This window comes from Janthinobacterium saanense (genome assembly GCF_014200675.1).
GTDB lineage: Bacteria > Pseudomonadota > Gammaproteobacteria > Burkholderiales > Burkholderiaceae_D > Janthinobacterium.
Map to the genome: position 1 here is coordinate 67,320 of NZ_JACHCI010000017.1, position 20,019 is coordinate 87,338.

Annotated in this window: 15 protein-coding genes; 3 read left to right on the plus strand and 12 right to left on the minus strand. The window is 60.9% G+C overall.

The features are described 5' to 3' along the window. Positions 1–8 precede the first annotated feature (8 nt). Positions 9–3,101: a response regulator gene (locus HDE72_RS20615; protein ID WP_183744831.1), complete on the minus strand. Its 3,093-nt coding sequence runs from the start codon at positions 3,099–3,101 to the stop codon at positions 9–11. 217 nt (positions 3,102–3,318) lie between these two features. Between HDE72_RS20615 and fnr the strand changes: the two genes are divergently transcribed. Further along, positions 3,319–4,077 (plus strand): fumarate/nitrate reduction transcriptional regulator Fnr, encoded by a 759-nt coding sequence (fnr, locus tag HDE72_RS20620; protein WP_183744834.1) that lies wholly within the window; start codon positions 3,319–3,321, stop codon positions 4,075–4,077. Positions 4,078–4,080: 3 nt separating this feature from the next. Here the strand turns inward: fnr and HDE72_RS20625 are convergent, their stop codons facing one another. The 6 genes from HDE72_RS20625 to ccoN are packed head-to-tail and all read right to left on the minus strand — an operon-like array spanning position 4,081 to position 9,175. Beyond that, positions 4,081–4,605 (minus strand): FixH family protein, encoded by a 525-nt coding sequence (locus HDE72_RS20625; protein ID WP_183744837.1) that lies wholly within the window; start codon positions 4,603–4,605, stop codon positions 4,081–4,083. Positions 4,606–4,621: 16 nt separating this feature from the next. Continuing rightward, entirely contained in the window at positions 4,622–6,010 is a 1,389-nt protein-coding gene (gene ccoG, locus HDE72_RS20630) for a cytochrome c oxidase accessory protein CcoG (protein WP_183744840.1), read from the minus strand. Continuing rightward, positions 6,010–6,930: a cytochrome-c oxidase, cbb3-type subunit III gene (gene ccoP, locus HDE72_RS20635; RefSeq protein WP_183744843.1), complete on the minus strand. Its 921-nt coding sequence runs from the start codon at positions 6,928–6,930 to the stop codon at positions 6,010–6,012. Before ccoP ends, ccoG begins: the two co-directional genes overlap by 1 nt. Continuing rightward, positions 6,923–7,117, minus strand: a complete 195-nt coding sequence (locus HDE72_RS20640) for a cbb3-type cytochrome oxidase subunit 3 (protein WP_183744846.1) — start codon at positions 7,115–7,117, stop codon at positions 6,923–6,925. Before HDE72_RS20640 ends, ccoP begins: the two co-directional genes overlap by 8 nt. Before the next feature lies 1 nt (position 7,118). Further along, positions 7,119–7,733, minus strand: a complete 615-nt coding sequence (gene ccoO, locus HDE72_RS20645) for a cytochrome-c oxidase, cbb3-type subunit II (protein WP_183744848.1) — start codon at positions 7,731–7,733, stop codon at positions 7,119–7,121. A gap of 14 nt (positions 7,734–7,747) precedes the next feature. Further along, positions 7,748–9,175, minus strand: coding sequence for a cytochrome-c oxidase, cbb3-type subunit I (gene ccoN, locus HDE72_RS20650; protein ID WP_183744851.1), 1,428 nt, complete (start codon positions 9,173–9,175; stop codon positions 7,748–7,750). Positions 9,176–9,419: 244 nt separating this feature from the next. Here ccoN and HDE72_RS20655 point away from each other — a divergent pair, with 244 nt between their 5' ends. Both HDE72_RS20655 and HDE72_RS20660 read left to right on the plus strand, forming a co-directional pair. Continuing rightward, positions 9,420–11,567, plus strand: coding sequence for a T6SS effector phospholipase Tle3 domain-containing protein (locus tag HDE72_RS20655; protein ID WP_183744855.1), 2,148 nt, complete (start codon positions 9,420–9,422; stop codon positions 11,565–11,567). Next, entirely contained in the window at positions 11,567–13,039 is a 1,473-nt protein-coding gene (locus HDE72_RS20660) for a virulence factor (protein ID WP_183744858.1), read from the plus strand. Before HDE72_RS20655 ends, HDE72_RS20660 begins: the two co-directional genes overlap by 1 nt. On the opposite strand, the gene ccoS is transcribed toward HDE72_RS20660, so the two are convergent. Genes ccoS through HDE72_RS20685 form a run of 5 tightly spaced genes read right to left on the minus strand, consistent with a single transcriptional unit; the run spans position 13,027 to position 19,538 of the window. Then, entirely contained in the window at positions 13,027–13,212 is a 186-nt protein-coding gene (ccoS, locus tag HDE72_RS20665; protein WP_183744862.1) for a cbb3-type cytochrome oxidase assembly protein CcoS, read from the minus strand. The genes HDE72_RS20660 and ccoS overlap by 13 nt on opposite strands. 1 nt (position 13,213) lies before the next feature. Further along, on the minus strand, positions 13,214–15,637 hold the full coding sequence (locus HDE72_RS20670) for a heavy metal translocating P-type ATPase (protein WP_183744865.1): 2,424 nt from the start codon (positions 15,635–15,637) through the stop codon (positions 13,214–13,216). Next, complete coding sequence (locus HDE72_RS20675; protein WP_183744868.1) at positions 15,634–16,398, minus strand: sulfite exporter TauE/SafE family protein; 765 nt, start codon at positions 16,396–16,398, stop codon at positions 15,634–15,636. Before HDE72_RS20675 ends, HDE72_RS20670 begins: the two co-directional genes overlap by 4 nt. Positions 16,399–16,407: 9 nt before the next feature. Next, positions 16,408–17,862 carry an oxygen-independent coproporphyrinogen III oxidase gene (hemN, locus tag HDE72_RS20680; protein WP_183744871.1) on the minus strand — a complete coding sequence of 485 codons (1,455 nt, stop codon included), beginning with the start codon at positions 17,860–17,862 and terminating at the stop codon, positions 16,408–16,410. Positions 17,863–17,885: 23 nt separating this feature from the next. After that, entirely contained in the window at positions 17,886–19,538 is a 1,653-nt protein-coding gene (locus HDE72_RS20685; RefSeq protein ID WP_183744889.1) for a methyl-accepting chemotaxis protein, read from the minus strand. Positions 19,539–20,019 lie beyond the last annotated feature (481 nt).

The following is a 20,019-nucleotide window of genomic DNA, read 5'->3' on the forward strand; positions in this document are numbered from 1 at the left end:
GCCCGGTTTTAATCCTGCAGCCGCGCCAGCCACGCGCGCGCGGCTGCCAGTACCTGCTCCAATTCTTCCCTCACGCTTGCCAGCAGCGCCGGCACCTCAGCCAGGCGTTCCGTATGGATGGCCTCCTCGGCGGCAAAAGCGGCCTGTATCAGGCGCTTGGTGCCCAGGGTGCCGACGGAGCCGCGCAAGCCGTGCAGGAGGCGCGCGGCGTCGCTGTGGCGGTTTTCCTGCAAGGCGGTCACGGCATCGTGCACGGGCGTCATGCCCTTGTTCAGCGCATCTTCCACCATGCGCCGCAAGACGCCCCTGCCCTTGGCGTCGTGCCCCATCACGCGCATCAGCGGCGCCATGGAAAACACCTCTTCATCCCCAACTGCCGACGCCGTGGCTTTTTCCATGGCGGGCGCGGGTGGACGTTCGGGCAGGTGGCGCTGAATCACTTCCATCATCTCTTCCACCACCACCGGCTTGGCGATGAAGTCGGTGATGCCGGCCGTCATGCAGCGTTCGCGTTCGGACGCCAGCACGCCGGCCGTCATGGCGATCACGGGCAGCGTCAAGCGCAGCTCGGTGCGGATGATGTGGGTGGCGCTGAAGCCATCCATGACGGGCATCTGCATGTCCATCAGCACGATGTCGTAGCGCAGCGCTTCCACGCGCAGCCGCTCCACCGCCTGCAAGCCATCGCCCACCACGTCCAGGGTGGCGCCCATGTGTTCCAGGATGCCGCGCGCCACTGCCTGGTTCAAATGATTGTCTTCGACCAGCAGGAAGTGCACGCCGGCCAGCGCCGTGCCTGCCGGTTGCGCGTGCAGGCGCGCTTCGCCGTCGTCATCCTTGGCAATCAGCGCCTGGTGCAGGGCGTCGAACAGGCTGGAGCCGGTGATCGGCTTCATCAGCACCACGTCTGCTTCGGCGGCGCTGGAGATTTCTTCCAGATGGTTGCGGGCAAAGGCATTGACCATCACCACGATGGGCTGGTGTTGTCCCGTCGCCGCTTCGCGGATAGCCTTGGCCGTGGCCAGGCCATCCATCACCGGCATATGCCAGTCGGCCAGCACCACATCGTAGGGCTCTTGCCGGGCCAGCCGTTCGCGATACAGCTCGATGGCGGCGAAACCGGAATCGACCTGGTCGACATTCCAGCCCCAGGCTTCGATCAGCTTGACGATCAGTTCGCGGCTGGTGCGGTTGTCGTCGGCCACCAGCAGGCGCAGCTGCCCCAGCGCCGGCGTGCGCCGTTCGGCCTCGGCCTGGGCCAGCACCTCGAACGGTACGCTGAACCAGAAGCGGCTGCCCTTGCCTTCGCTGCTGGTGACGGCAATCTCGCCGCCCATCATGTGGACCAGGTGCTTGCTGATGGCCAGCCCCAGGCCGGTGCCGCCGAAGCGCCGGGTGATGCTCTGGTCGCCCTGCGAGAAGGCGGTGAACAATTGTTCCTGCTGCTGCGCCGTCATGCCGATGCCCGTATCGCGCACTTCGAAGCGCAGCCATGAACGGTTTTGCTGGCCCGGCTCGTCCTGCGCCAGGCTGACGGCCACCACCACTTCGCCGCTTTCCGTAAATTTGATGGCGTTGCCGGCCAGGTTGACGAGAATCTGCTGCAGCCGCTGGGCATCGCCCACCAGGCGGCGCGGCACGTCGGGCTCGACGGCGATGGCCAGTTCCAGCTCTTTTTCGCCGGCATTCATGGTCATGGTGGTGGCCAGGGTATTCATCAGCTCATCGAGGTCGAATTCGATGGGCGACAAGTCCATGCGGCGCGCCTCGATTTTCGAGAAATCAAGCACGTCGTTCAGGATGCCCAGCAGCGACTGGCCGGCCACGCGCACCATGGTCAGGTATTTGCGCTGTTCCGTGTCGAGTCTGGTATTGCCGAGCAAGTACACCATGCCCAGCACGGCATTGAGGGGCGTGCGGATTTCATGGCTCATATTGGCCACGAAATCGCTCTTGGCGCGATTGGCAGCTTCTGCCCGGTCGCGTTCCTGTTCCAGTTCGCCAGCGCGTGCCTCGACTTCCTGCTGCAGCCGTTCGCGCTCGCTCATCAGCCCGTTGAAGGCGTCGGTCAGTTCGCCGATCTCGTCGCGCTGCCGCACCGGAACGGGGGTAAAGCGGCTGCCGCTGACGCGCAGGGCCAGCAAGGTATTGCGCAGGCGCACCAGCGGCGACAGCAAACGCACGGTGACCCAGCCCAGCACCAGGGCGGCCAGCAGCGAGGCGAAGACACTCCACAGTATCAGCCGGTACAGCACGCCGTCGAACGGCTCAAACGCATCGTCGACGGGCAAGGAGGCGGCCAGCAGCCAGTTCACCGATTTCAGGCGCTGGAAGCTGTTGACAGCTTGTATGCCCTGGCTATTGGTGCTGATCATGCTGCCTTGACCATCGTTCTTGAGCAGTTGCGTGGTGGCCAGATTGGCGTTTGGCGAACGGGGCTGCATCAAGCGGCTGGCGTCCGGGTGCAGCACATACAGGGGTACGGGGTCGCGCGTGAGCACAAAATAATAGCCATTCTTGCCGACCTTGGCCTGGCGCAAATGGCCCAGCAGATTGTCCTTGTACAGGCGCAAGACGCCGATCACCACGCCCACCACCTCGCCTTTGCCATCGAGCACGGGAGCGACCATCTGTACGATGGGCAAATGGCTGGTCTTGCCCAGCATGGGTTCGGTGATCATGGCTTTGCGCGTGCGCATCACCGTCTGGAAGTAATCGCGGTCGGCTACGTCGATACCGTTGCGCGCCGGCACTGCTGGCACATCGGCCACCACTTTGCCCTGCTTGTCGAGCACCAGCACATCATCGAACAGGGCCAGCACGGCCCGCTGTTCATAGTAGGTGCGCAACTGGCTGGCGCTCTGCATCAGTTCAGGCGGCTGGTGCTGGGCCGTCTGGGAGATGATGTCGAGCAACATTTGCAGCTTGTCGTCGAGTTCTTCCGCCGTGCGCGCGACCAGCGCCGTTTGCTGGCTCAGCAGCACCGTGGTGAAGTCGTCGCGCATGCGCTGTACCTGGATCATGGTGACCAGGGCGATCATGGCGATCGAGGTCAGGCTGGTAGCGAGGGCGACTTTTGCTTTGATGCCGAGAGGTTTCATGATTTATTTTCCTATCAATGCCCTGGCTTGGCAAGCAATCAGCAAGCGCCTTGGCGCATTGCTGCGCTGGCGAATCTTGCGCTATAGCGATGTTGCATGATGTTGCCATATAATTAAAGGCTGGACGCAGCTATTTGCACGGTTTTTCGCTGAAATTGTCACATGGCAACGTACTATGCAGTAAACTTGAATTGCATTTTTTCTAAAAGGTATACCCATGACTGTAGCGCTACTTTCGCCTATTCCACCCGTGGTGTCTGTGGAGGCGTTGCGCGCGCGTTGCTCGACGTGCAGCATGCACCAGCTGTGCCTGCCTATGGGTCTGGATGTGGGCGATATGGACCGCCTGGACCAGATCATCGGCCGCCGCCGCAAAGTGCCCCGTGGCAGCTCGCTGTTCCGTATCGGCGACGCGTTCCAGAACCTGTATGCCATCCGCCTGGGCCACTTCAAGACGTACCAGATCAATCCGGGCGGCGAAGAGCAGGTGACGGGTTTCCAGATGGCTGGCGAACTGCTGGGCATGGACGCCATCAGCGCCGACCGCCACCATTGTTATGCGGTGGCGCTGGAAGATAGCGAAGTGTGTGAAATTCCGTTTTCCAGCCTGGAGCAATTGCTGGGCAATATGCCCACCCTGCTGCGCCATTTCCACCGCATGATGAGCCAGGAAATCACGCGCGAGCAAAGCGTGATGCTGTTGCTGGGCAATATGCAGGCCACGCAGCGTTTTGCCGCCTTCATCGTCAACCTGGCTTCGCGCTATGAAGCGCGCGGCTATTCGGCCAGCAATTTCCAGCTGCGCATGTCGCGCGAAGAAATCGGCAACTATCTGGGCCTGACCATCGAAAGCGTCAGCCGCTTGCTGTCCAAATTCAAGAAGGAAGGCTGGCTGCGCGTGTCCAACCGTGAAATTGAAATCTTGCAGCCAGAAAAATTGAAAGCCATCACGGCCGGTACGGATACCTGCAAATAAGTTTTACAGTTCCTCATCTGCTCGCAGTGTGATGCTGCGCTGCACCGGCCAGGTCCAGATACCCGACAAACGCCACTCACGCTTGTGGTTTTCCACCAGCACTTGCCAGCGGCTGCGTTCCAGCATGGGCAGTGCCACTGAAAAATTCCCCTGCGCATCGGGCTGCAGCAGCAGCTTGATGTCTTTCTCAGGCAAGGTGGCGTGCGCCAGGTGCAGTTGCAGCGGCGCCCGGTAGGCCTTGCCGAAGCTGTGCACGGAACCCGTCAGCCGTCCTTGCGCCACGTCATAGGACAGGCTGGTATCCATGGCCAGATTGCTGGCGACCGTGTCGCGCCGCAAGTCCTGATTGATGGCCTTGCCCTGCTTGTAATAATCGCCGACGACCAGCGCATCGGGTTGCGTAAAAGCGATATAGGCCATGAAGCTGCCGACGATGACGGACAGGCCCGGCCCCACCATCAGCAGCCAGGGCCAGCGGTGTTTATACCAGGGAGCGACGGGCGCTTGCAGGGGCGATGGATGAGACATAAAGTTTTCCTTTTTTTTAGCGCGGTACAAAAAACACCGCTTTTTCATGGACATGCAGCGAGGCGTCGTCGACGGAGGTGAGTGCGATGCCGATCTTGTTCGAGCCTTTTGCGCCTACGCCGTGCGGCGCGCGCAGGCGGATCGGCCAGGCCAGCGTTTCCGTCGGCCCCAGAGTCACCTCGTCGCGCGTGAGCAGGCTTAAACCGGGCAAGCCGTCGACCGTGATGCGGTAGGTCTGGCGCTGTTCCGAAGTGTTCATGATTTGCAGGCGGTACACGTTTTCTATCATGCCGTCTTCTACTTCGCGCCCCAGCGAACCACGGTCGCGTATCACGTCCAGTTTCAGCGGCGTGCGCAAGAACAAGGAACTGCAGACGGCGATGGTGATCAGGGCCAGGATGGCGGTGTAGACCAGCACGCGCGGGCGCATGGCGCGCCGGCGTATCTGTCTTGAATCAAAGTTGTTGGCCAGCGCATGGTCAGTGCTGTAGCGCACCAGTCCGCGCGGGCGGTCAATCTTGTCCATCACACTGTTGCAGGCGTCCACGCAAGCGGCGCAGCCTATGCATTCATATTGCAGGCCCTGGCGGATATCGATGCCGGTCGGACACACTTGCACGCACAGGGTGCAATCGATGCAGGCGCCCAGATGCGCTTCGCCACTGGCGGTTTTCTTGCTGAGCGCGCCGCGCGGCTCGCCCCGCTTCGCATCGTAGGTGACGATCAGGGTATCCTGGTCGAACATGGCGCTCTGGAAGCGAGCGTACGGGCACATGTATTTGCAGACCTGCTCGCGCAACCAGCCCGCGTTGCCATAGGTGGCCAGGCTGTAGAACAGCACCCAGAACCATTCCCATGGACCGAAATTGAGCGTGGACACTTCATGCGCCAGTTCCTGGATCGGCGTGAAGTAGCCGACAAAGGTAAAGCCCGTCCACAGGGCGATGGCGCCCCAGGCCAGGTGTTTTATCGTTTTCTTGGCCGTCTTGCGCAAGGATGGGCCTTGCCTGTCGAGCGCCATGCGCGCGCTGCGCGTGCCTTCGATCTTGCGTTCGACCCACATGAAAATTTCCGTGTACACCGTTTGCGGGCAGGCAAAGCCGCACCAGACGCGCCCGGCAATGGCCGTGACGAGGAATAGCAGATAGGCGCAGATGATCAGCAGGGCCGCCAGGTAGATAAAATCCTGCGGCCACAGCACCACGCCGAAAATGTAGAACTTGCGCGTGGTCAAATCGAACAGCAGGGCCTGCCTGCCGTTCCAGTTCAGCCATGGCAAGCCGTAGAACGCCAGCTGGGTCAGCCACAGGCAAACCCAGCGCCAGGTGGCGTAGCGTCCCTTGGCCTCGCGAGGGTAAATCTGCTCGCGGGCCGCGTACATCTGGATGACTTGGGGTTCAGACATTATTTTGCCGGTGGCTGGGGATTCGACAAGCTCCACACATAGGCCGACAGCACATGGACTTTGGATTCGCCGAGGAATTCACCGAAGGCCGGCATGGTGTTGTTGCGTCCCTTGCGGATGGTTTCCATGATGGTGTCGGCGCTGCCGCCATACAGCCAGATCTTGTCCGTCAGGTTGGGTGCGCCCAGTTGCTGGTTGCCTTTTCCGTCCGCGCCATGGCAAGCCATGCAGGCGCCAAACTTGGCCTTGCCCAGCACCGATTTGATCGGGTCTGCAGTCGAGCCGGATAGGCTCAGCACATACTGGGCCACGTTCTCGATATCGGCTTCCGAACCGAGCGCCGCGCCCATCGGCGGCATCTGTCCATTGCGGCCATGCAGGATGGTGGTCTTGATGACGTCAGGCTCGCCGCCGTACAGCCAGTCCCTGTCGGTCAGGTTGGGAAAACCCTTGTTGCCGCGCGCGTCCGAACCGTGGCATTGCGCGCAATAGGTCAGGAACAGACGCTGGCCGATGGCCAGCGCCTGCGGATCGGCCGCTACCGTTTTCAAGTCCTGGCGCAGGTATTTGTTGAACAGCGGGCCATAATCGGCTTCCGCCTTTTTCAGTTCTTCTTCGTACTGGCCGGTGGACTTCCAGCCCAGCTTGCCCGCATAGGTGCCCAGGCCGGGGTACAGGAACAGATAGGCCAGCGCGAAGACGATGGTAATGTAGAACAGCCACATCCACCAGCGCGGCATCGGCGTGTTCAGTTCCTTCAAATCATCGTCCCACACGTGGCCGGTGGTGCCGTCGGCGGGCGCGCCAGGGGCCACCTTGATCTTCGACTGCGAGTACAGCAGCACGCCGCAGCCGATGATGCCCAGCAGGGACAGCACGATGATGTAGACATTCCAGAACTCACTGGTGAAGTCAGACATGGGTGCGCTCCTCTGCTGTCACTGCAGCGCTCTGGCCGGGATCTTCGTCATCGAAGGGCAGTTGGGCTGCCGCCTCGATATCGCTCTTGCTGCGGCTGAAGGTCCACCACAGTATGCCCACGAACGTCGTAAAGGAAACCACCGTCATGACGCTGCTGGCGCTGTCGAACAGATTGTCGATTGCCATGCTAATTCCTTGTTTTGATTAATGTACCGAGGCCTTGCAGATAGGCAACCAGGGCGTCTTCTTCCGTCTTGTCTTGCAGCTGTGCCGGCGCGGCGGCAATTTCCGCATCGCTGTACGGGTCGCCCAGGCGGCGCAGCGCGCGCATCTTCGGCATGATCTCGTCGGGCACCAGTTTGGTCTTCGCCAGCCAGGGGTAGGACGGCATGTTCGATTCGGGCACCACGTCGCGCGGATCGTTCAAATGCGTGCGGTGCCATTCATCGCTGTAGCGGCCGCCCACGCGGGCCAGGTCGGGCCCGGTGCGCTTGGAACCCCACTGGAAGGGCCGGTCGTAGACGAACTCGCCAGCGACCGAATAATGGCCATAACGTTCCGTTTCCGCGCGCAGCGGACGCACCATTTGCGAGTGGCAGTTGTAGCAGCCTTCGCGCACATAAATGTCGCGCCCCGCCAGGCGCAGCGGCGAATACGGTTTCAGGCCGGCAATCGGTTCCGTGGTGCTCTTCTGGAAGAACAGGGGAATGATCTCGACAGCGCCGCCGATGCTGATCACCAGGGTGACCAGGGCGATCAGCAGCCAGGGGTTTCTTTCTATCCATGCGTGTGAAAATTTCATTGCTGTTGCTCCTGTCAGGCGTGCGCCGCGTTCAGTTCGGGGATGCGGGCGACGGGCAATTTGCTGCCGCGCAAAGTCATGTAAGTGTTGTAGCCCATGATGCACATGCCTGACAGGTACAGCAGGCCGCCGGCCACGCGCACCACGTAGTAGGGATACGTCGCCTTCACGCCCTCGACGAAGGTGTAGGTCAGGGTGCCGTCCGGGTTGACGGCGCGCCACATCAAGCCCTGCATCACGCCGGCGATCCACATCGCGGCGATGTACAGCACGATGCCGATGGTGGCCACCCAGAAGTGCATATCGACCAGGCGGGTGCTATACATTTTGGTGCTGCCCGCCAGGCGCGGCAGCAAATAATAAATCGAGCCCATGGTGATGAAACCTACCCAGCCCAAAGCGCCGCCATGCACGTGGGCGACCGTCCAGTCGGTGTAGTGCGACAGGGAATTGATGGTCTTGATCGACATCATCGGACCTTCGAAGGTGGCGATGCCGTAGAAGGACAGCGAGACGATCATGAATTTCAGAATCGGGTCGGTGCGCAGCTTGTGCCAGGCGCCCGACAGGGTCATGATGCCGTTGATCATGCCGCCCCACGATGGCGCCAGCAACACCAGCGAAAACACCATGCCTATCGATTGGGTCCAGTCGGGCAAGGCCGTGTAGTGCAGATGGTGCGGGCCGGCCCACATATAGGTGAAGATCAGCGCCCAGAAGTGGACGATGGACAAGCGGTAGGAATACACGGGGCGCTCGGCCTGTTTCGGGATGAAGTAATACACCATGCCCAGGTAGCCGGCCGTCAGGATGAAGCCCACCGCGTTATGGCCGTACCACCACTGTATCATCGCGTCTTGCACGCCGCTGTAGGCCGAATACGATTTGCCTGCCGAGGCCGGCATCACGGCGCCGTTGACCACGTGCAGTATCGTCACGGCCAGGATGTAGGCGCCAAAAAACCAGTTGGCCACATAAATATGTTTCACTTTGCGCTTGATCAAGGTGCCGAAAAATACGATGGCGTACGCGATCCAGACGATGGCGATCAGGATGGCAATCGGCCATTCCAGCTCTGCGTATTCCTTGCCGCGCGTGAGGCCCATCGGCAGGGTGACGACGGCCGACAAAATCACCGCTTGCCAGCCCCAGAAAGTGAAGGCAGCCAGCTTGTCGGAAAACAGGCGCACCTGGCAAGTGCGCTGCACCACGTAGTAGGAAGTGGCGAACAGGCCGCAGATACCGAAGGCAAAAATCACGGCATTTGTGTGCAGCGGCCGCAAGCGGCCATAGGTCAGCCATGGTATGTCGAGGTTGAGGGCAGGCCAGGCCAGCTGGGCGGCGATGATGACGCCGACCAGCATGCCGATGATGCCCCAAACCACAGTCGCGATCGAAAATTGCTTCACGATCTTGTAGTTATAGTTCAGCGATTGATCCACAAATGCTCTCCCGGAATGACGATCTATGATGATGGCCAGAGAGTAATTGTTTGATTGTCAAAAAACTTTGATGTGGATCAAAATTCTCCAGATGGAAGCAGCGTACCGAACAGGCATGGGGTGAAACGTGATCCAGGCAAAAAAAGCCGCACAAGATCCCTGCAACAGCTCGCTTGATCTGGCGTAAAACCTGCTCATCGGCAAGGGCTTACAGTGACCAGTCCGGTTACGATGAAAGCCCGCCATGAGCGACACGCCAGGCAGCGGTCCCGACCAGCCATTCAATCCGCAAGTCGAGCTGGTGGTGGGCCAGGCCGCCGGCACCACCTGCTTCAGCCACCGCCTGCAAGACTGCTTGCAGCAGATGCCATCGCCGGGCATCATCATCTTCGTGCACGGCGTCAATTCCGATGGCGAGTGGTACCAGGCGGCCGAAGCCGGCTTGTGCGCGGGCTTGAACACGCGTTTGAAACGCTGCGACGAGCACCTGTGCCACGCGACTCCTGAAGCCGGGCAACTCACGCCGCTCGCCTACCGCGATGAATTGAGCGATGACGGCTATGTCGATCCCGATTACACGGCCAGCACTTTTATCCAGGAACAAGCCCATTTTTCGCCCGTGATCCGGTTTCGCTGGGGCTACAAGGCCAGCGATACGGAACTGCAGCGCTATGGCGACTCCGTCTACCTGAACGAATTCAATTACTGGGGCGGCGGCCCGTTTGCCAATGGCTGTTCTTCGCTGCCCGATCTGTGGGGTGAAGGTTTGAGCGATGCGCTATTCCTGTGGGTACACATCGAACACCTCAATCCCGTCAACGACCGCATCGTGTATGCCTGTCCGCCGCGCCCCTATTTCGTGATGGCCGCCTTGCGTCTGGCGCACCTGGTGGCGGCCATCCGCAAGGAACAGGCCGATGTGCCGATCACCGTGGTCTGCCACAGCCAGGGCAATATGGTGGGCATGGCGGCGGCCTTCCTTGGCAACCAGATGGCTGATGTGCAGGATGCTGCCGGGAAGAGCGGGCGCTGCGTGGCCGACACCTATGTGCTGTGCAATCCGCCGTACAGCATGTTGAAAAGAAATGTCACCGAAGGCTGGCTGCAGGGGCAAGTCAGGGATGTCGATGGCAATGTAGGCCGGCAAAGCGGCAAGGCGCGCCGCAAGACCATGGCAGCCTTTTTCGACATCATGCGGGGTCAGGGCAAGGAGCCGCCGCTGTCGCCGGTACTGGCGCAGATGGCGGCCAACGCATGCCATGATTTCACCCTGGACAAGGACAAGGCACGCTATGGCTGCAGCGCCGCCAGCACCACGCGCGGCCGCGTGACCCTGTATTGCAATCCGCATGACCAGGTGATTTCCGCCACGCCCATCCAGGGCATAGGCTGGCTGGGCATGAGCGCCGACGACATTAAGGCGACGCGCGGCGATGGCGTGTTCAGCCAGCGCGTCTTCGCACAGGGCTATCCGGTTGGCAAACAGGGCGACTATGATTACTGGGCCAACCACTACCGCCAGCCCAAAAAGGGCAGCCCGGACTTCTGGCATCCCCCGTCGTCGATCTCCAGATACGACGTCAGCAAGGGACTTAATGCCAGCAGCAGCGACCTTGGCCGGGGTGCGACCGTGCGCACCGCCGCCGCCACCTCGGCCCTGATCAAGTGGCTGAAGATCCCGATCAACGCCGTGCCACCCGACGACTGGAAGATTCCCATCAATGCGCCTGCGCTGCCGACAACGTTTGCGCCGCAAGCCATGCGCTTTGGCCACGCCAGCGAGCAGTTCGACCAGGAAAAAGACCCGCCCGGCACGCATCGCCATGCCGGCAAGCTGCGCGAGCCAGGCGAACCCTATGCTGATGACAGCATCGGCGGCACGCCGGAAGGCGACCGCCATACCGAAGCGAGCCTGCGCTACGAAGACCATGCGCGCCTGCGCATGAAGGCGCGGCGCGAAAATCTCTACCCCAAGGGCGCCAAGGTGGGCATGGAAGACGACCTGTCCACGGCCACGCCGGAATTCCTGCAATGGCGCAAGCAGGAAATCCAACAGCAACTGATCGCCACCTGCGACACCCACGCCACCGACCATTCCACTATCTTGACCAATCCCATGCATGCGGAAAGAGTGCTGGCGTATGACGTGGCAGTGGGGGTGAGTTGTATTGGGGAGGAGGCGATGTTGCAATTACGTATTGCAGCTGATTGGCGGTTATTGAAAGAACTGGATGATGGTGACAGCCAAAAGGTATTTGATGAGTATATTTTTTGGGGGAAATTTAAGAAATTATTGTTACTGGATTGGGTGCGCAGTGGTGGCAGTACGGGGGCCATGCCTGTTGAAATTGTGGATGAGCGCACGTATCAGCGCCCACTGGATGCAAACTGATGCACAAGCTAATCGCAACTGTCCCCCGCCGGCTGGGCTGGAGCATGCTCACATTCAGCCTTGTCTTTGCCCTTGCACTCTGGTATTTATCGCAAGTCATGTCGCAGGATATTCCTATTGAAGGAGGATTGCTGATGAAACGACTCTTGTTGATGCCTGGGGTATCGGCACTTACCGTATTTTTGTTCTTGTCAGCCTGTGCCAGCAAGCCACTCACTGTTGCGCCAGTGGTCACGGTTGCAGCTGAAGTCCCTACAAAGCCGTATATGGCACAGGTGGTGGGTGTGCAGTGGCTTAACCCTTTGCAGCGTCGTGACTACTCAACGGAGTGGCAATTGCTGTGGACGCTGGGATTGGCAAAGCCGAATCAGGACGATAGCAAGGTCAAGGAAAATCCTATACGTTTTGGCAAGGTGCAATCGATAGGTATGATTGCATATAGTAATAAGGGTAAAGAAACCTTCAAAGGTTATCATCATAAATATCTGACTGCGTTAATTGTACCTTTCCATGACATCTACTTTTCGAGTGAAGACTATTTTTATAATGCCCACTCGCTGACTGATAAGTCTACTCGTCGTGAACTTGCTGGCATTCGCGTTGAGTATGCGTTGCCTGAAGGGCGACTAGATCTGATCGAAGCGAACGAATATACACGCGAACTCATCAGTGACGCCTTCAGCATCGGTAACCCTCACTTCCCCAATTCCTGGACCACCGCCACCCCACCCGACGTCCGCGTCTCCATGGGCGGCGCCAACGCAGGTTTTACTTCGCTGGCAGCGGGGCTTGCCTACCTACAAGCAAATCCCGATAAAACCGTGTGGGTAATGAACTGGGATGCCCCCAGCTATCCGCCCAAGGATGAGCAGATCAATGAAAACATGGTCTTGCTGGTGCTGGCCGGCCCCGACTACAAGACGGAGCGCGCGCCGCTGGCCTGGCTGGGCTTTCCTGTCACCCGCGCGGTCAACGATTTCAAGGCCGCTAAAGGATCGCCGCCGCGCATCGTGCAGGCCTGGAACGCCGCCATCGACGATGCGGCCAGGAATGCGCAGCGCAGTGACGGCGCCATCGCCTACGTGATTCATGATGCCGGCACCGTTTATCCTGCCTCGTCCGAACGCATCGGCCCTTTGGCACAAAGCCTGACAGAACAATTACCCGATTTCGATTTCAATAAACAGACCTTCAACATGCCTGCCTTGCTGGGCGAAACAGGCGCCGGCACGGCGCTGACGAATGTGGCGCTGGCGATCGCCTATGCCAACCATGTGGGTGGTCCCGTGCTGGTGGCGGGCACCAGCGAAACACAGCAAGTGACGGCGCTGGTGGTGGCGCCGCCAGCCGTGGTGCGCCCCATCGACCACGACAAAGCCTGGTTCCGCGCCCGCGGCGGCAATACCGTCTTCTTGCCATGGTGGGGACTGCGCTACGACGCAAGGCCGGGGTCGCAGGGTTATTCGCGTTGAGGGGTTTGTGGCTTAGGGGATTCTGGTGGCGTCGTATCGTCATCCTGCAACACGCGTAATCCCGGCCCAACCAGGTCGTCGAACTGGCCACTATCGGAGGCCGTGAAGAAGACCCACAGCGCGATAAAGACGACGATGATACTGAGGGGAATCAGGAGGTAGAGTGCTTCCATGTCACACTTTCCGCAGGCGCAGGGCGTTGGCGATGACGACGGCCGAACTGGCGGCCATGCCCACGCCGGATAGCCAGGGATTCAAGAAGCCCAGCGCGGCGGCGGGAATCGCGGTGAGGTTGTACAAGGTAGCCCAGGCCAGGTTTTCACGGATGATGGCCATGCTGCGCGCGGCTGTTTTGGCGGTGTCTTGCACCGAGCGCAATTGCGACGACAGCAGCACCGTATCGGCATGCGCCTGCGCCAGTGCGGCGCCGCTCCCCATGGCAAACGACACGTCGGCCGCGCTCAAGACGGCAGCGTCATTGATGCCGTCGCCGACCATCGCCACCACCGCGCCTTGCGCTTGCAGCTGCTGCACGAAATCGAGTTTTTCATCGGGCAGGCATTCGCCGCAGGCGGTGGCAATCCCAAGCTGCGTCGCCACGCCCTGCGTCAGCGCTTCCTGGTCGCCGCTCAGCAGCACGACTTGCTTGCCACGCCGGTGGAAATAGTCGATGACTTCCTGCGCTTCCGGGCGCAAGGCGTCGCTCAGCAGGAAGCGTGCCAGCCACTGGTCTTGCACGCCCAGATACAGCGGCGTCATGCCCTGCACGCCGACGGCCGTGTCGCCCAGCGGCGGGCCAGCGATGCTTGCTACAAACGCTGCATTGCCGAGCCGATAGCGCACGCCATCGACCAGACCTTCCAGGCCCTGCCCCTGTACTTCCTGCAATTGTTCGGCGTGGCAAAGCGGTTCTCCGGCCGCGTCCAGTATCGCTTGCGCTAGCGGATGGGCGCTGCCCGCTTCCAGTACGGCGGCCACTTGCAGGCAATCGTCTTGCGCCAGGTAGCCCAGTGCCTCGATCTGTTGCAGCACGGGCTTGCCCACAGTCAGGGTGCCCGTCTTGTCGAACACGATGTGGGTGGCGCGGTGCAGGGTTTCCAAAACATGGGGCTGGACGATCAATACGCCGCGTCGCAGCAGGCTGTCGGTGGCGGCGGCCAGCGCCGTCGGCGTGGCCAGCGACAGCGCACACGGGCAGGACACGACCAGCACGGCAATCGCCACCGGCCAGGCTTGCGCTGCATCGTGCCAACTCCAGAAGGCAAACACGGCGGCAGCAAACAGCAGCAGTCCCAGCACGAACCAGGCGGCTACTTTATCGGCCCACAAGGCGATTTGCGGCTTGCCGCTGCCGGCCCGCTCTATCAGTTTCAATAAATCGGACAAGGTGCTGTCGCGCGCCGGTTTGAGCACGCGCAAGATGAGCGCTGCACTGGCGTTGATGGCGCCGCCCGGCACCCGCTCGCCCGCCTTGCGCCGCTGCGCCGCGCTCTCGCCCGTCAGCAGCGACAGATCGAGCGCGCTGTTGCCTTCGACGATGACGCTGTCGGCCGCAATCGCCTCGCCCGGTTTGACGAGAATGATGTCGCCCACGGCCAGGCTGCCTGCCGGCACCAGGGTAGCCGCGCGGCTGTCGGGAAAGCTGGCCAGCAGCGAGGCGGACGCGGGCAAGGCGTGCTGCAAGCGTTCCAGCGCGGAAGCGGCCTTGCGGCGCGCCTGCAGCTCGAAATAGCGGCTGCACAGCAAGAGGAAGATGAACATGGTGGCCGAGTCGAAATACACCTCGCCCCGCCCGGTAAAGGTGGCTACCACGCTGCCGAAAAAGGCTGCCAGGATGCCCAGTGTGACAGGCACATCCATGCCCAAGGTGCGGGCGCGCAGGCTGGACCAGGCGCCCTGGAAAAACGGCATGGCGGAATAGCAGATGGCGGGCAAGGTCAGCAGCAAACTGGCCCAGCGCATCAGGCTGGCCATATTGTCGTCCAGGGTGCCATCTTCGGCCAGGTAGGCGGGCGCCACGTACATCATCACCTGCATCATCGACAGGCCCGCCACGAACAATTGGCGGCCCAGGGTCTTGCTGGCTTGCTGCAATTGCTCGCCATGGCGCACGGCGTCATACGGGTAAGCCGTGTAGCCGACCTGGCGCACGGCTTGCAGGATATCGCCAGGCGCGCACTGTTGCTTGCTCCAGCGCACGTACATTCGTTCGGTGGCCACGTTCAGGCTGGCTGCCTGCACGCCGGGCAGGCGCAGCAACTGGCGCTCGATCAGCCAGACGCAGGCCGCGCAGCGTATGCCGACCACTGACAAGGTGGCTTCGCAGCTATCGGCGTCGCGCGCGAATTGCACATCGTCGTTGCTGTACAGCCGCAGCTCGGGCGGCAATATGGCGGTATCGGCCGCGTTGACGGCATAGGCATCGCGCTCGCGGTAATAACTGCCTTGACCAATATCAATAATCGTTTGCGCCACCGCCTCGCAACCGGGGCAGCACATGGCGCGCTCCGTCTGATCGATAGTGACGTGCCAGCGCGCACCGGCAGGCACGGGCAAGCCGCAATGAAAGCAGCTGGCAGATTGCAAGATGGCGTTCATGGGGCGTGGCCCGTCACGCACAGTGCGTCCAGCCAGCCCAGCGAGACGCCATGGGCGGCGCGCAGCAAACCCAGCAGCCCAAAGCCCAGCACCAGCAGGCCTGCCGCGAGGCGCGCGTGGCGGTGCTGCAGCCGTGAGCGCAAACGGGCGCCCAGCAGCCCCATGCCGAATACGGTGGGCAAGGTGCCCAGGCCGAAGGCGGCCATGGCGGCGGCGCCGTGCAGGGCTGAACCTTGCAGCATGGCCGTCAGCAAGGCGCTGTAGACCATGCCGCACGGCACCCAGCCCCACAGGCCGCCTACGGCCAGCGCCTTGATGGGCGTGTCCATCGGCATCAAGTGATGCAATACGGGGCGCACGCGGCGCCACAGCACGTTACCAAATGCCTCCAGCCGCGCCAGGCCGGACCAGGCGCCCATCAGATACAGGCCCAGCGCCACCAGCATGGCGTTGGCCAGCCAGTAGCCAGCCACTTGCAGGCTGGCAATGTGCAGCATGCCTGCGCCCGCCAGACTGCCCGCGATGGCGCCGGCCAGCGTATAGCTGGCGATGCGCCCGCCGTTGTAAGCGATTACACGCAGCACATTGGTTTGCAGCTGCGGGCGGGCCACGGCGATGGCGATCACGGGGCGTGCCGGTGCGGATGTGCTGATCGATAAGGCGCCCACGATGCCGCCGCACATGCCGATGCAGTGTACGCTGCCGGCCAGGCCAACCAGGAACAAAGGCAAGAGCGGTGGCAAGAGACTAAGCGTGTGCATGCGTTGGCGCTACACCGTCTGCGAGTAGCGCAGCGGCTGCACGCAATCGGGTGCGGCAGCCGCTAGCGCGCGCGCCTGCGCCAGGTGGCGGTCGAACACCATGCAGATATTGCGTATCAACAAGCGCCCTTTCGGCGTCACCGTCAGCCAGTCGTCTTCGATGATGAGCAAGCCATCTTGGGCCAAGGTGCGCAACTGCTCCAGTTCGGTGGAGAAATAGCTGCGAAATTGCACCGGATGCGCCTGCTCGATGGAGCTGATCGACAATTCGAAATTGCACATCAGCATCTGGATGATGATGCGGCGCAAGACATCGTCCGTATCGAGCTTGATGCCGCGCGCAATCGGCAGCATGCCTTCGTCCAGCTTTTCGTAATACGCGTCCAGGGTCTTTTCATTCTGGCTGTAGACGGCGCCCACCGAGCTGATGGCTGACACGCCGCAGGCGATCAGGTCGCTTTCCGCGCGCGTGGAATAGCCCTGGAAGTTGCGGTGCAGCCGGCCCTGGCGCTGGGCAATCGCCAGCTCATCGGTGGGCTTGGCGAAATGGTCCATGCCGATGTAGACGTAGCCGGCCGCCGTCAGGCGCGCAATGCACAGGCCCAGCATCGCCAGCTTGGTGCTGCTGTCGGGCATGTCCGCGTCCAAAATGCGGCGCTGCGGCTTGAACAGATGCGGCATGTGCGCGTAGTGGTACAGGGCGATGCGATCAGGGCTGGCGGCGATCACCTTGCGCAAAGTCTCGGTCATCGTCTCCAGGTTTTGCTTCGGCAAGCCGTAGATCAGGTCGATACTGATCGAGCGGAATCCCGCATCGCGCGCCGCCTGCATGATGGCCACCGTTTCCGCTTCGGGCTGAATACGGTTGACGGCCTTTTGCACGGCATCGTCAAAATCCTGTACGCCCAGGCTGATGCGGTTGAATCCTTGCGCACGCAGCGAAAACACGCGTTCGCGCGTCACCGTGCGTGGGTCGATTTCTATCGAATATTCGCCATCTTCATCTGAGGCGAATTCAAAATGCTGGCGCAGATGGGTCATCAATTCATCCATCTGTTTTTCGCTCAGATAAGTGGGCGTGCCGCCGCCGAAATGCAGTTGTTCAATCTGGTTCATGCCGGCAAACAGCCTGGCCTGCATGGCGATTTCCTGCTTCAGGTAGCTGAGGTAGGTAGCGGCCTTGCTGCGGTCTTTGGTGATGATCTTGTTGCAGGCGCAGTAATAGCACAGGGTGTCGCAAAACGGCACGTGCACGTAGAGCGACAAGGGGCGGCGCCCGCCCCGCATGCGCAGCGCGGCCAGTGCTTCGAGGAAATTGCCGTAGCCAAATTCAGCAGTAAAACGGTCGGCGGTCGGGTAGGACGTGTAGCGGGGGCCGGACTGGCTCATCTTGCCGATGATCACAGGGTCGAATTCGACCACGGCGTCCAGTTCGGCGTTAGGGATATTAAGTACTGTAGGCATGGTGTATCTCGATACGTGTAATGTCAGGCGGCCAGGCGTTTCAGGGCTGCCGGCTTGGCCGTGTTGGCGGCGGCGCCCACGATGGTCACGCGGCGCGGCGGCGGCATCTTGCCAAAATTAAACAGGCTGACGGCTTGCGACAGGCTGGCCGCTTCGTCTGCCAGGCGGGTGGCGGCCGCTGCCGCTTCTTCCACCAGCGCGGCGTTTTGCTGGGTCACCTGGTCCATATGGGCGATGGCCTGGTTGACCTGGTCTACGCCTATGCTTTGTTCACGCGAGGCGATCGAGATTTCCTGCATGATGGTGGTCACTTGCTGCACCGAGCTGACCACCTGCTCCATGGTGGCGCCAGCGCGGTTCACCTGCAGCATGCCGGCGCTCACCTTGCCGACGGAAATATTGATCAGCTGCTTGATGTCTTTGGCTGCCAGCGAGGAGCGTTGCGCGAGGTTGCGCACTTCGCCTGCCACCACCGCAAAGCCGCGTCCTTGTTCGCCGGCACGCGCCGCTTCCACGGCCGCGTTCAGGGCCAGGATATTGGTCTGGAAGGCGATGCCTTCGATCAGGCCGATGATGTCGACAATCTTCTTCGACGAGGTGTTGATTTCATCCATGGTGGTGATCACGTCGGCAACGATTTCACCGCCCTGCACCGCCACTTTCGAGGCGGCCAGCGCCAGTTCATTCGCTTGTACGGAATTGTCGGCATTCTGTTTCACGGTCGACGAGAATTCCTCGATGCTGGACGCGGTTTCTTCCAGGCTGGCCGCCTGCGATTCGGTGCGGCCCGACAAGTCCATATTGCCGACGGCAATTTGCCTGGTGGCCACGGCCATGGTTTCCACATTGATGCGCACGTCGCGGATGGTGGCGATCAGGTTGCTGTTCATCTGTTGCAGCGCGCGCAGCAATTGCCCCACTTCATCGGTGCTTTCCGTTTCAAAACTGCCCGACAGGTCGCCGGCGGCAATCGCCCGCGCCCCGTTCAAGGCCTTGCCCAGCGGCTGCAGCACCGAGCTGCGCAAGGTGTACCAGAGGAAAACGTTGATCAGGAAACCGAACAGGGTGGCGCCGAAGATGGCGTAATTGGTGATCTTGCCGCCGCTGGCAAACAGGCTGATGATGCACACCAGTAATTGCAAACAGTTGACGATGGAGGTTGCCATCCAGATGCGCAGGTTCAGTGACATATGCGTGAGCTTATGCATCAGGTGCGCCAGGCCGGGGCGCACGATCTGGCCATTCTTGATCAGGATATTGCCGCCCTCTTTGCTGCGGATGGCGGCGTAGGCTTCCTCGGCCACTTTCACCTGGTCCTTGTCGGCTTTCACGCGCACCGACATATAGCCGATGGTCTTGCCCGCTTCGCGGATCGGCGTGACGTTGGCGCGCACCCAGTAAAAGTCGCCGTTCTTGCAGCGGTTCTTGACCAGGCCCGTCCATGGCGTGCCGGCCTGGATCGAAGCCCACAGGTCGGCAAACGCCTCGGCCGGCATGTCCGGGTGGCGCACGACGTTTTGCGGTGCGCCCAGCAGTTCGGCCTCGCTGAAGCCGCTGACCTGGCTGAAATAAGGGTTCACATACACGATATTGCCGTTCATATCCGTTTTCGACACGATGGCCTGGTCCTCCAGCACGGGGACTTCACGGTTAGTCACTGGCAAATTTTGGCGCATGGTCGCGGCTTCCTGATCGGTTGAAAAAGTAAAGCTTGCATGATTGCAAGAACGGGGATCAGTGTAAGGAGTCGACCTGCCAAATTTATTGATGTAGATCAAAATCCTTAAAATTGGACTGGCTAATTTGCCGCGCTATCCTAGCAGCGCATTGTGCAAAGCGAAATTTAGCTGCCCAAACTCCTGCTAAATCCCAAGCTATGATGTGCTTGCAAAACTCGGCCTGGGAATCGACGGAGGAAGCAATGGCTTCACTGCATTGCGTCAGGGACTGACTTATGCACAGGCGATGGCGCTGCACCAAAAACCTAGCACCGCTAGTATCGAACCTTCTTGATTGCATTTTCGGGGGTAACTAGCCTTAGCTTTTTGCCTAGGGACGGCTTGATTTTCGTGGCAGCTATCCTTGATTGGCCTTGGCTGGGCTGTGCTTGAATCAGTTGAACGGATCTGGACGGCATGGTCAAGTCATTTGTTCCCG